This is a genomic window from bacterium (assembly GCA_024742285.1).
Taxonomy (GTDB): Bacteria; Myxococcota_A; UBA9160; order UBA9160; family UBA4427; genus UBA4427.
On the sequence record JANSYR010000015.1, the window covers coordinates 105,819 to 117,832 of the forward strand.

General features: G+C 69.4%; 14 protein-coding genes. 11 read left to right on the top strand and 3 right to left on the bottom strand.

What is annotated here, in order from left to right; translation table 11 throughout:
* Positions 1–96 precede the first annotated feature (96 nt).
* The 3 genes from NXI30_23245 (at position 97) to NXI30_23255 (ending at position 2,151) form a co-directional block, all read left to right on the top strand.
* Entirely contained in the window at positions 97–1,233 is a 1,137-nt protein-coding gene (locus NXI30_23245) for an acyl-CoA dehydrogenase (protein MCR9097149.1), read from the top strand.
* Between the two features lie 124 nt (positions 1,234–1,357).
* On the top strand, positions 1,358–1,504 hold the full coding sequence (locus NXI30_23250) for a hypothetical protein (GenBank protein MCR9097150.1): 147 nt from the start codon (positions 1,358–1,360) through the stop codon (positions 1,502–1,504).
* On the top strand, positions 1,501–2,151 hold the full coding sequence (locus tag NXI30_23255) for a nitroreductase family protein (protein ID MCR9097151.1): 651 nt from the start codon (positions 1,501–1,503) through the stop codon (positions 2,149–2,151). Before NXI30_23250 ends, NXI30_23255 begins: the two co-directional genes overlap by 4 nt.
* A gap of 22 nt (positions 2,152–2,173) precedes the next feature.
* Here NXI30_23255 and NXI30_23260 read toward each other — a convergent pair whose 3' ends face one another.
* Positions 2,174–3,256 carry a methyltransferase domain-containing protein gene (locus NXI30_23260; GenBank protein MCR9097152.1) on the bottom strand — a complete coding sequence of 361 codons (1,083 nt, stop codon included), beginning with the start codon at positions 3,254–3,256 and terminating at the stop codon, positions 2,174–2,176.
* Between the two features lie 110 nt (positions 3,257–3,366).
* On the opposite strand from NXI30_23260, the gene NXI30_23265 reads away from it, so the two are divergent.
* The 4 genes from NXI30_23265 to NXI30_23280 all read left to right on the top strand — a co-directional run bounded on the left by NXI30_23265 (position 3,367) and on the right by NXI30_23280 (position 5,928).
* Positions 3,367–3,804: an HIT family protein gene (locus NXI30_23265; GenBank protein ID MCR9097153.1), complete on the top strand. Its 438-nt coding sequence runs from the start codon at positions 3,367–3,369 to the stop codon at positions 3,802–3,804.
* 71 nt (positions 3,805–3,875) lie between these two features.
* Positions 3,876–4,325, top strand: coding sequence for a hypothetical protein (locus NXI30_23270; protein MCR9097154.1), 450 nt, complete (start codon positions 3,876–3,878; stop codon positions 4,323–4,325).
* Positions 4,322–5,095: an SDR family oxidoreductase gene (locus tag NXI30_23275; protein MCR9097155.1), complete on the top strand. Its 774-nt coding sequence runs from the start codon at positions 4,322–4,324 to the stop codon at positions 5,093–5,095. Before NXI30_23270 ends, NXI30_23275 begins: the two co-directional genes overlap by 4 nt.
* 95 nt (positions 5,096–5,190) lie before the next feature.
* Complete coding sequence (locus NXI30_23280) at positions 5,191–5,928, top strand: dienelactone hydrolase family protein (GenBank protein ID MCR9097156.1); 738 nt, start codon at positions 5,191–5,193, stop codon at positions 5,926–5,928.
* Here NXI30_23280 and NXI30_23285 read toward each other — a convergent pair.
* The gene (locus tag NXI30_23285; GenBank protein MCR9097157.1) at positions 5,925–6,740 is read right to left on the bottom strand and encodes an enoyl-CoA hydratase/isomerase family protein; all 816 of its coding nucleotides are present in this window, start codon (positions 6,738–6,740) and stop codon (positions 5,925–5,927) included. The two genes, NXI30_23280 and NXI30_23285, sit on opposite strands and share 4 nt — an antisense overlap.
* A gap of 93 nt (positions 6,741–6,833) precedes the next feature.
* On the opposite strand from NXI30_23285, the gene NXI30_23290 reads away from it, so the two are divergent.
* The 4 genes from NXI30_23290 (at position 6,834) to NXI30_23305 (ending at position 11,163) form a co-directional block, all read left to right on the top strand.
* Positions 6,834–8,051 (top strand): MFS transporter, encoded by a 1,218-nt coding sequence (locus NXI30_23290; protein MCR9097158.1) that lies wholly within the window; start codon positions 6,834–6,836, stop codon positions 8,049–8,051.
* 174 nt (positions 8,052–8,225) lie between these two features.
* Positions 8,226–9,998: an amidohydrolase family protein gene (locus NXI30_23295; GenBank protein ID MCR9097159.1), complete on the top strand. Its 1,773-nt coding sequence runs from the start codon at positions 8,226–8,228 to the stop codon at positions 9,996–9,998.
* A 22-nt stretch (positions 9,999–10,020) separates the two neighbouring features.
* Positions 10,021–10,371: a hypothetical protein gene (locus NXI30_23300; protein ID MCR9097160.1), complete on the top strand. Its 351-nt coding sequence runs from the start codon at positions 10,021–10,023 to the stop codon at positions 10,369–10,371.
* 24 nt (positions 10,372–10,395) lie between these two features.
* Positions 10,396–11,163 carry an enoyl-CoA hydratase/isomerase family protein gene (locus NXI30_23305; protein MCR9097161.1) on the top strand — a complete coding sequence of 256 codons (768 nt, stop codon included), beginning with the start codon at positions 10,396–10,398 and terminating at the stop codon, positions 11,161–11,163.
* Between the two features lie 30 nt (positions 11,164–11,193).
* Here NXI30_23305 and NXI30_23310 read toward each other — a convergent pair whose 3' ends face one another.
* Positions 11,194–11,961 (bottom strand): SDR family oxidoreductase, encoded by a 768-nt coding sequence (locus NXI30_23310; GenBank protein ID MCR9097162.1) that lies wholly within the window; start codon positions 11,959–11,961, stop codon positions 11,194–11,196.
* Positions 11,962–12,014 lie beyond the last annotated feature (53 nt).

Sequence of the window (12,014 nt, forward strand, 5' to 3'; positions counted from 1 at the left end):
ACCTCGGGCGAGCCCTCCTCCTTCTCACCTCCGCATCTCCCTACACCTACATCTCCCCCTCCCCTCCCCCTCCCCCGCAAGCGAGAGAACGAAATCATGGCGGCATTGACCGAAGAGCAGGAACTCCTCAAGGAACAGGCGAAGTCCTGGGCGAACGAAGAAGCGCCCGTCTCCAAGTTTCGAGAGATGCGCGACGCGCGGACCGAGGAAGGCTTCGACCGCGGGACCTGGAAGAGCATCAGCGAGATGGGCTGGGCCGGCATCCTCGTCTCCGAGGAACACGGCGGTGTGGCGATGGGCCACCTGACGGCCGGCGTCGTCCTCGAAGAGCTCGGTCGACAGCTGACGGCTTCCCCCCTCCTCGCTTCCGGGATCGTGGGCGCCTCGGCGCTCGCCCTCGCGGGTAGCGACGCCCAGCAGGCGGCCTGGCTCCCGCGGATCGCGGACGGCTCGGCGATCGTGACGCTCGCGGTCGACGAGGGCCCGCGCCACGCGCCGCTCCAGACCAAGCTCTCGGCCACGGCGGACGGCGATGGCTTCGTACTCGAGGGTCGCAAGGCGCACGTCCTCGAAGGGCTCGCCGCGGACGCCTTCGTCGTCGCGGCGCGCTCGAGCGGAAGCGCCGGGGACGCCGAGGGGCTGACCCTCTTCCTGGTCGACGGGGACACGGCGGGCATCGATCGTTCGCGGCTCTCTACGGCGGACAGCCGCGGCTACGCCAACGTCACCTTCACGGGCGTTCGCGTCGGCGCAGACGCCGTGATGGGGGAAGTCGGAGGCGCGGCCGAGGTCCTCGACCGGATCCTCGACCGGGCGCGCGCGGCGCTCTCGGCGGAGATGCTCGGCACGGCGGCCCAGTCCTTCGACATGACCCTCGACTACCTGAAGAACCGCGTGCAGTTCGGTCAGGTGATCGGCTCCTTCCAGGCCCTCGGCCACCGCGCCGCGACCCTCTTCACCGAAATGGAAATGGCGCGCTCCTGCGTCGAGGCCGCGCTGACCGCGATCGACGAGGACGCCGACAACACCGCCGTCCTCTGCTCCCTCGCGAAGGCGAAGGCCGGCGACTTCCTCCACCACATGTCGAACGAGCTGATCCAGATCCACGGCGGCATCGGCATGACCGACGAATTCGACGCCGGCCTCTACCTGAAGCGCGCTCGTGCCGCCGAGGCGACCTACGGCAACCAGGCCTTCCATCGGGATCGCTACGCGACGCTGCAGGGCCTCTAGTCCGTCCGGCCTCGTTCTCGATGGCGAGCAGCATCTCACGGATCTCCTCCCGGCCGGCGAGACGGGCCAGAAGGTCCGCCGTGGCGGGGAGCACCATCTCACGACCGGCGACGTCCGTCCCTATGTGGAGCGTGACGGAGACGAAGGTGCACTCATCTTCTACGGCCACCATACGACCGACTGGCGGACGTACGAGCTCCTCGACGACGATCTGAACGTCGCCCCTTCCGTCACCCTCGACCAGATGATCGAGACCAGGGAGAACGCATGATCGACCTCGCGAACGCCGACGAGCTCCTCACGACCACGCGCGGAGTTCGCAAGCGGATCGACTTCGAACGCGAAGTCCCGCTCCCGTTGATCGAGGAGTGCATCGACGTCGCGCTCCAGGCGCCGTCCGGAACCGGCGCGAAGGCGAGCGCCGAGGTCGGCGTCGCGGTCCCACATTTCGTGGTCGTACAGAGTCCGGAGAAGAAGAAGGCGGTCGGGGACGTCTACCGCGCTGCCCACCACCCCTACCTCGACCAGCACGCCCGAGCCGACCCCGAGCGCGATGCGGCCGGCGGATTCGATCTCGCGCGCTGGCAGACGGACCACTTCGAGGATTATCCCGTCCTCGTGCTCGTCTGCGCGAACGCGCCGATCGAGAAGCTCTCTCCAGGCATGCAGGTCGGCGCGTGGGGCTCGATCCTTCCCGGCGCCTGGTCCTTCATGCTCGCCGCCCGGGCCCGCGGACTCGGCAGCTGCTGGACGACGATCCATCTCGACGGCTACGTCGAGCCCATGGCCGAAGCTCTGGGGCTCCCCGATCACGTCTCCCAGGGCGTGCTGATCCCGGTCGGCTACTACACCGGCGAATCGTTCAAGCGCGCCACCCGCCCCGCCGCGAAGGACGTGATGCACGTCGACGGCTGGTAGCACGCGCAGGCACGTGGCAGGGCTAGGGCCGGACCTCGTAGTAGAGGTTCGTCGGGTCTTCGAAGTCGTGCATCCGGAAGTGCTCGAATCCGGCCTCGCGGACCATGCGCTCCGCGACCTCCGGATTGAAGCCGAGGGTCCCGAGTCCGGCGCCCCCCGGCTCGGAGAGCGCCGACGACATACAGGCCGAGACCGAGAAGCCATAGAACATCGCGAGCATCGGGTGCCCGAGGTTGTCTTCGAAGCGCGGCTGACTCCGGATGTCCTTGATGAGCCAGGTGCCGTCGGGACGCAGCGCGCGACGGATCGACGCGATCACCTCGGCGGGCCGGGTCATGTCGTGCAGACAGTCGAATGTGAGCAGGAAGTCGAAGCGCTCGTCGGAAGGCAGCGATTCGCCACCCGCGACGTGGAGGTGGACGTTCTCGAGCCCCGCTTCCTTCGCCTTCGCGCGGGTCCGCTCGATGGCGATCGAGGACGGGTCGTAGCCGTGGAACTCGGAGGCCGGGAAGGCCGCCGCCATCGCGAGGAGCGCGACGCCGGAACCGCAGCCCACGTCCGCCGCCTTTGCGCCGGCCTCGAGCTTCGGGACGACGCCGTCGAGGGCGGGCAGGATCCGCGGCACGAGCGCCTGGCGCGTCCACGGCCCGAGCATGCGTTCGGTCCGATGGGCCGCGTTGGGCCCGAGGTCCTCGTAGGACAGGCCGATGCCGGTCCGGAAGGCATCGACGAGGCGCTCGGCGATCTCCGGCCCCATGGGCGCGCCGAACGCGCCGGCCGCGAAGACCAGGCTGTCGGCCTCGTTCGCCAGCACCAGCGAGCCGGTCGGCGTGAGCTCGAACCGATCGGGCTCGTGGTAGTCGAGCAGTCCCGCCGCAGCCTGCCCCCGGAGCCACTCGAGGAGCCAGCGCTCCTGGAGATCCGTCTTCTCGGCCAGCTCCGGGGCCGACATCGGCCCGGCACCGTCCAGGGCGCGGTAGAGCCCGAGCTGGTCGCCGATGAAGATCATGAGCGAGACGACCTCGCCCTTCTTGTATCCCCAGACGTTCAGTGAGAAGGCCTTGATTTCTTCCGGCGTGGGGGCGTTCCCGACCTGCGAACTCATGCGCGATCTCCTCGTTTGCGGACCGGCCACGTTACGTGCGGCGGAGTCCGCTCGCAAAGCGGCGGCGCCAGCGCGGGCGCTCTTCTAGGCTCGACCCCGAGGAGTCCTGGATGAGCGAGACCGAGAGCAACGCCGACTGCATCTTCTGCGCGATCATCGCCGGCCGCGCGACCGCCCACCGCGTCTACGAGGACGAGCGGATCCTGGTCTTCATGGATCTCTTCCCCGCCCACGAGGGGCATACGCTGATCGTCCCGAAACGACATGGAGAGAACCTCTTCGAGGTCGAGCCGGGAGATCTCGACGCGATCATCCGCGCTTCCGTCTCGCTGGGCGAGGCGCTGAAACACGTCTTCGCCCCGGACGGAATCGCGGTCATGCAGCTGAACGGCGCCGCCGCGGGGCAGACCGTCTTCCACTACCACATGCACCTGATCCCGCGGATGGAGGGCGAGCCCTTCGGCGTCCACGGCAAGAGGCAGGGCGACGCCGCCGTGCTCGCAGATCAGGCTGCCCGGCTCGCCGCCGTCTACACGCCGGCCGATTGAGCGAGGGATCTCCGGGTTCTCTCACTCGCCGCCGCCCGTAGGCTCTCCGCCCGCCCACCAGCGAGGTCCCGATGTCCGACGACTCTGCGCCCCTCGTCCTCGAGGACGACCCGCGGCCCTTCGTGCGCCGCCTCACCCTGAACCGGCCGAAGAAGCACAACGCGCTCTCGAACCCGCTTCGCGGCGAGCTCTTCGACGCGCTGCATCGCGCCGACGCGAATCGCTGCTTCCCCGACGACGACCTCGAAGAGGAGGTCCTCGCGATCGCGGAACGAATCGCGAAGATCCCGACGGATCTGCAGCAGCTGAACGAGCGCTCCGTCCACCGGGCGATGGAGATCATGGGCATGCGCGCCGCGATCCGCGCCGGCACGGAGATCCAGACCCTCGGCTTCCACCAGGAGTCGGCGAAGGAATACCTGCGCAAGATCACCGAGGACCTGAACGAGGCCCTCGAGGAGCGGGACCGCGCCTTCGGGGATTTCCGGGGTCGCGATCGCGAAGGAGACGGGAGCGAATGAGTGGAGCCCCGAACCCCTTCGATCTGACGGGTCGCGTCGCCGTCGTGACCGGCGGCAACAAGGGCATTGGCCTGGGCTTCGCGCGCGGCCTCGCGCGCGCCGGCGCCGACGTCGCGATCTGGGCCCGCACCGAAGGCGACAACGCGCGCGCCGCGGAGGAACTCGCCGCGTTCGGCACCCGCGTGATCGGACTCCCCTGCGACATCACCGAGCCCGAGTCGATCACCGACGCGTGCCGACGGACCCTCGAAGCGCTGGGGCGGATCGACGCCTGCTTCGCCAACGCCGGCGCCGGCGACGGCTACGACCCGCTGAAGGTGAGCCCGGAGCGCTTCGCGCGAATCCTCGACATGAACGTCGACGGCACCTTCTTCACGCTCCAGGAGGTCGCGAAACACATGAAGGAGCGCGGGGGCGGCGGCAAGCTCGTGACCGTCTCGTCGATCACCGAACGCTTCGGTGCCGCCAGGATGCCCGGCTACGCCGCGGCGAAGGCCGCCCTCGGTGGAATCGTGCGCTCCCTCGCGATCGAGTTCGCCCGCTACGACATCCAGGTGAACAATCTTCAGCCCGGCTGGATCGAGACCGATGCGACCCAGCCCATGCGCGACAACGACAAGCTGCGCGAGACCGTCGTCCAGAGGACGCCCGCGAGGCGCTGGGGCACGACGGCGGATTTCGAGGGCATCGCGGTCTATCTCGCCTCCCGCGCCTCCGACTTCCACACGGGCGACACGCTCTGCATCGACGGCGGCTACTCGATCTTCTGAGGCGGTCACCGCAGCACCGCCCGCCCCCTTCCACCCACCCCGGCCCGCCCGATCCGAAGCGAGCGCGCCTCCCTCAGGCGACAGGAGACCCGAACATGATCGAAGCCGAGATCCCGCTCCAGACGAGCGACGGGACCATGAGCACCTTCACGACCCGCCCGGACGAAGGCGGGCCCTTCCCCGTCGTCTTCTTCTACATGGACGCGCCCGGAAAGCGGGAAGAGCTCCACGACATGGCGCGCCGAATCGCGACGACCGGCTACTACGTCGTCCTGCCGAACCTCTACTACCGCTGGAGGGACCGCTTCGAGCTGGACTTCGAGACGGGCTCGAATCGGGACGAGATGTTCGGGCTGATGGCCAAGCTGTCGAATGCGATGGTCGTCGACGACACGAAGGCCATGCTCGACTACGTCGGCGGCGCGCCGGAGGCGGACGCCTCCCGGATCGGCTGCGTGGGCTACTGCATGAGCGGGCCCTTCTCGCTCGTCGTCGCTTCAGCCCATCCCGAGCAGGTGAAGTGCGCGGCGTCCATCTACGGTGTCCGCCTGGCCGTCGACGAGGACGACTCGCCTCACCGGGGCTTCGGCGACGCGAAGGGCGAGCTCTACGTGGCCGCGGCCGAGACCGACGAATACGCGCCGCGGGAGATGATCGAGCGCGTCGAGTCGGCGCTCTCGGAGTCGGGTGCTCGAGGCCGCGTCGAGTGGTACCCGGGCACCCATCACGGCTTCGCGTTCCCGACGCGAACGGGCGCCTTCGACAAGGCCGCCGCCGAGCGCCACTGGGCTCGGCTCCACGCCCTCTTCGACCGGAATCTCCGAAACGGCTAGCGGTCCTCGTAGACCGGCGGCCGCTTCTCCAGGAAGGCCGACATGCCCTCCTGGAAGTCCTTCGTCCGCGCACACATCAGCTGATTGCGGTTCTCGATCGCCATCGCGGACTCGAGACTCTGTGCGTCGATCGCCATGTTCAGCCCTTCCTTCGTGAGGCGCAGGCCCTGCGGCGTCGTCGCGAGCATCTCCTCGAGGTAGGGCTTCGCCGCCCCCTCGAGCTCGTCCTCCGGCACGACCTCCGAGACGAGGCCGCGCGCGAGGGCACGGTCCGCGTGGAGGAAGCGCCCCGTGAGCATCAGCTCCGACGCGAGCGACGTCCCCACCAGCCGCGGCAGGAAGTAGCTCGTGCCCATGTCGCAGGCGGAGAGGCCGATCTTGATGAAGGCCGCGTTCATGCGCGCGTTCTCCGCCGCGATCCGGACGTCCGAAGCCAGGACGAAGGCGAACCCACCACCGCAGGCGTTGCCCTGGACCAGACTGATGATCGGCTGCGGGCAGCGACGCATGAGGACGTAGACGTCCGCGAGAAAGCCCTGGAAGCCGAAGCCCCGCCCGCGCGGCTCCCGCCCCGCGCTGTCCACGGGATTCCCACCGGAGCGCAGATCGAGCCCGGCGCAGAAGCTCGAACCGGATCCGCGCATCACGACGATCCGCGTCGACGTCTCCTCCTGGAGGCCCCAGAAGTAGTCGCGCAGCTCGGTCGCCATCTGTCCGTTGATCGCGTTGAGCGAGCCGGGACGATTCAGCGTCAGCCAGTCGACGCCTCCGTCGTGGGTGATCTCGATCGTCTCCAGCGTCTCGGTCTCCATGGGTCTCTCCTCGGGTTCGACCGGCGAGGCTAGCGCGACCGGCAGGCGGTCGAAGTCGCGCGGCGCCGTGGGCGATGCGAGAATGCGCCGCGCATGGCCCGCCCCGAACGTTCCCGCGTGTTCGCCTCGCTCTCGGAGCGCAACGTCCGGATCTTCTTCACGGGCCTCGGCCTCTCCAACATCGGCACCTGGGCCCAGACGACGGCGGTCGTCCTCCTCGTGACCCGACTCGGGGGCGAAGGGCTCGAGATCGGCCTCGCCGTCGCCGCCCAGTTCCTCCCCGTGCTCCTCCTCGGGCTCCAGGCGGGCTCGATCGCCGACCGCCGCGATCGCCACCGGATGACCCTGCTCACCCAGATCGGCATGGCGATCCAGGCCTTCGCCCTGGGTCTGCTCGACCTCGCCGGTCTCGCCACGATTCCCCTCGTCTGCGTGATGACGGCCGTCTACGGGACGCTCTCGGCCTTCGACATTCCGGCGCGACGTGCCTTCGCGACGGAGCTGGTGCCCCCGGAGCGGCTCGCGAACGTCCTCTCGCTGAGCACGTCCGTGATGACCGGTGCACGGATCTTCGGCCCGTCGATCGCCGCCTTCGTCGCCGCCGAGATCGGAACGGCCTGGGTCTTCCTGGGCAACGGCGTCTCGTTCCTCGCCATGATCGGAGGCCTGCTCCGGATCGACCGGAGCCGGCTGCATCGAATGCCCGCCCCTTCCCGGTCGCCCCACCCGATTCGCGAGGGCTTGCGGGCGGTGTGGTCCGATTCCGCGATGCGGACGCTGCTCGTGGTCTTCGCGCTGGTCGCGACCTTCGCCTTCAACCACCTGGTCTACCTGCCCCTCGTGGTTCGAGACCAGCTCCTTGCGTCGGAGCAGACCTTCGGCTGGGTCCTCTCGTGCATGGGGATCGGCAACGTCCTCGGCGCGCTCCTCGTGGCGCGCCTCGTCGTCGTGCCCCTCGGCTGGTTCTACGTCCCGACGATCGCCCTCGGCGCCTTCATGAGCGCCATCGCGTTCGCGACGCGGACCGAGATGGTCTTCCTGCTCGCCGTCCCGATGGGCATGGCGATGACCGCGCTCATCTCCTCCGCGGGCGTGATCCTGCAGCAGCGATTCGACGCATCGATGCGCGCGCGACTCATGGCGCTCACCTCGGTGATCCTGATGGGCTCGACGCCGATCGGCGGACCGGTCACCGGCTGGATCGCGGACGAAGCGGGCGTGTGGTCCGCGACGGTCTACGGGGGCGTGATCGCGGTCGTCGCGGGCGGGATCGGCCTGCTGCTCGCGGGACGCCCGCGCGGGAGCCGGTGACCCGACGGCGCCCTCCACGATCCACCACCGACGCCGCGAGAGCCGCGCCGAAGCTGCACGGAACCTGCGTCCGTTGACGACGGGATCGGGGTGGGTGAGCCTCGATCCGCGCCCAGGACCCCTGCCGCGCCCCGAGCCCGCTTTCCCATCCAGCACCCACCCTCCGGAGGCCCCATGCTCGATACCAAGATCACGAACGCCCGCATCGTCGACGGCACCGGCGCCCCCGCCTACGACGGCGACATCGGCATCCGCGACGGCAAGATCGTCGCCATCGGCGCGGTCGACGAAGACGCGCGCGAGGTCCTCGACGCCCAGGGTGCGCTCGCGACGCCCGGCTGGGTCGACGTCCACACCCACTACGACGGGCAGGTCACCTGGGACGACCAGGTCGACCCCTCCGCGTCCCACGGCGTGACCACGATCGTCATGGGCAACTGCGGCGTCGGATTCGCGCCGGTCCGCCCCGGCGGCGAGAACGAGCTGATCGAGCTGATGGAAGGCGTCGAGGACATCCCCGGCACCGCCCTCCACGAAGGCATGCCCTGGGGCGCGTGGGAGAGCTTCCCCGACTACATGCGCTTCCTCGACGGTCGCGAGTACGCCCTCGACGTCGGCGCACAGCTCGCCCACGGTGCCCTGCGCAACTACGTGATGGGCAAGCGCGGTCGGGACAACGAGGATCCGACCGCTGCGGACCTCGAGGAGATGAGCGGCCTCGTCGAGGAAGCCATGCGCGAAGGCGCGGTCGGCTTCTCCACGTCGCGCACGATCGGCCACCGCTCGATCGCCGGCGATCCGGTCCCCGGCACCTTCGCCGAGACCGACGAGCTGATCGCCGTCGCGGAAGCGATGGAGCGAGCGGGCTCCGGCGTCTTCGAGCTGATCCCGGCGGGCACGGTCGGCCTCCTCGAGAGCATCGGCGGCGAGCACAAGACGCTGCAGGAAGAGCTCGAGATGATCCGGGCGATCGGCAAGGTCGGCCGCCCCGTGACCTTCACGACGGTCCAGAACGTCGACTATCCGGACACCTGGCGCGACTACCTCGAGGTCTGCGCGAAGGAGAACGAGCAGGGCTCGAACCTCCGCCCCCAGGTCTCCTCCCGCCCGATCGGGTTCGTGACCGGCCTCCAGACCTACCACATGTTCCAGCGCCGACCGTCCTACGCCGCGATCGCCGACCTGCCGCTCGCGGAGCGCGTCGCCGAGATGAGGAAGCCCGAGGTCAAGCAGGCGATCCTCTCCGAGGAGGACGTGAAGCCCTCGGACGGCCAGGCCGGCTCGATGGCGAACATGACGACGATGCTCGGTCGCGTCGCGGCCGCGCTCTTTCCGGTGACGATGCCGGCGGACTACGAGCCCGACCCGACGACGATCTTCGGGGCGCAGGCGGCGGCCGCGGGGGTCTCGATCGAAGAGTTCGTCTACGACTACCTCCTCGAGGAAGACGGCAAGGCCTTCGCCATCCTGATGGGGGCCAACTACCTGGCCTTCGACCACGAGGCGATCCGTGAGATGCTGACGGACCCGCACACGGTCACCGGCCTGTCCGACGCGGGCGCCCACGTGAACCTGATCTTCGACGGCGTCGCGCCGACGTACCAGCTGATCCACTGGGTCCGCGATCGCAAGCGCGGCGAGAAGCTGCCGATCGAGTGGATCGTCCAGAAGCAGACGAAGACCAACGCCGACCTCTACGGCTTCACGGACCGAGGCTCGCTCGAGATCGGCAAGCGCGCCGACCTCAACCTGATCGACCTCGACCACCTCGCCCTCGGCGAGCTCGAGGTCCACGCGGACCTGCCCGCCGGCGGCCAGCGCATCCTCCAGAAGGCGCACGGCTACCTCGCGACGTTCGTGAACGGCGTGAAGACCCGCGAGAACGACCGGGACACCGGCGCGCGTCCGGGCCGCCTGGTCCGCCCGACCGCGGTCAGCGCCTCGTAGGCCGTCGCCGCGAGCCGTCGCGATGCACGTGACCCGGATCTACACCGGCGACGACGGGGAATCGCACTTCGAGGACGTCGAAGTCCCGCTCCGGGACTTCGGCGACCTCGGGCGGATCTCCGAGATCGTCCCGGTCAGCGGACTCATGTTTCGCGAGGTCGACGCGGACTACGACTTCGACTTCCACACCGCACCGCGACGGCAATACGTCGTGAACCTCGACGCCGCCGTCGACATCGAGGTCGGCGACGGCACCCGCCGCCGGATCGGCGCGGGGGAGATCCTGCTGGCCGAGGACACCACCGGCCGCGGCCACCGCAGCATCGCCGTCGACGGCAAGCCCCGCCGCTGCCTCTTCATCGCCCTCGACTAGCCGCACGCCACAGGATTCCGCCCCATGAGCCAGATCGACCTCGGCACGCCCTTCCTCGAAGGGCGCCTCGACGACCGCATCCTCCACGTGCGGATCGCGCGCCCGGAGCGCCGCAACGCCATGACCCTCGACATGTATCGCGGGGTCCGGGACGCGACGATCCTCGCCGACGGCGATCCGGAGATCGACGCGGTCTGCCTCCGCGGAACCGACGGCTGGTTCTGCGCCGGGGGTGACATGTCGGGCCACCAGGAGGAGAGCGCGGCCCTGACCGAACGGGATCCGACCGTCAACTTCCCCTTCCGCCACATGGAGCTCTGCCGGAAGATCGTCGTGGCCGCGGTGAACGGCGCCTGCCATGCCGGCGGACTCAACCTGCTCATGCACAGCGACGTCTCGCTCGCGATGGAGTCCGCCGTCTTCCGCGGCCCCGAGCTCCTCCGCGGCATCCCCGATCCCTACATGAGCGCGCGCCTCGCCGACTTCGTCGGTCTCGGCAAGGCCAAGTACATGATGTTCACGGCGGCCCTCGTCGAGGCGCGCGAGGCCGAGTCGATGGGCCTCCTCGGAAAGGTCGTCCCCGACGACGACTTCGAGGACGCCCTCGAGGAGATGCTCGAGCAGATCCGCCTCACGGCGCCCCAGGCACGCTCGATGATCAAGGCGGATCTGAACGACCCGCTCCGACGCCACGACCACAACCTGTTCAAGCGGTCCATGATGAACCCGGAGATGGTCGAGGGGATGCGCGCTTTCGTCGAGAAGCGGAAGCCGGACTGGCCGCGGGACTAGACGACCGAACGCCCGGTTTCGGGCCTGCGTCTACGCCCGCTGCCCGCTCGCCGAGACGCATTCGCCCGTGAGATAGCTGGCGCCGTCCGACGCCAGGAAGACGACCACCCCCGCGATCTCACGCGGATCCGCCGGACGGCCCTGGGGTTGGAGCGCCGCCATCGCCTCGAGGTGCTCCGGCGGCGCCGCCTTCTCGAGAAAGGCGTGCATCGCGAGCGTCGGCATCACCGCATTCACGCGCACCCCCCGCTCCGCCGCTTCCAGCGCGGCGCAGCGCGTGAGCGCGTGCACGCCGGCCTTGGCCGCGGCGTAGGCCGATTGCCCGCGCTCGGCGCGGTGGCCCGTCACGCTCCCGACGTTCACGATCGCGCCGCCCGAGGAGAGCCTCGGGAGGACGGCCCGCACGCAGCGGAAGCAGCCGGTGAGAGAGACGTCGATCACACGCAGCCAGTCCTCGTCACGCATCTCGACCAGATCGCTCGTGAATCCGAGCCCCGCGTTGTGGACCGCCACGTCGATCCCGCCCAGCCGGGCCTCGCTCTCCTGATACAGGGCCTCGACCGCCTCGGTGCTCGTCACGTCGCAGGCCACGCCCGCGACGTCCCCGCCCTCGGCGCGCAGCGTCTCGACCGCCTCGCCGAGTCGGCGCTCGTGGCGGTCCGAGATCACGAGGGAAGCCCCCTCCTCGACGAAGCGGCGGGCGATCGCGAAGCCGATCCCGGTCCCCGCCGCGGCGGTGATCACCGCTCGTCGCCCCTCGAGTAGCTGCCGTCCCATCGGCTCAATCATCTCGGGCATGCCACGAATGTCAAGCGCGAGCGCGCCGCACGCGCGATGATCCGCGGTCCCGC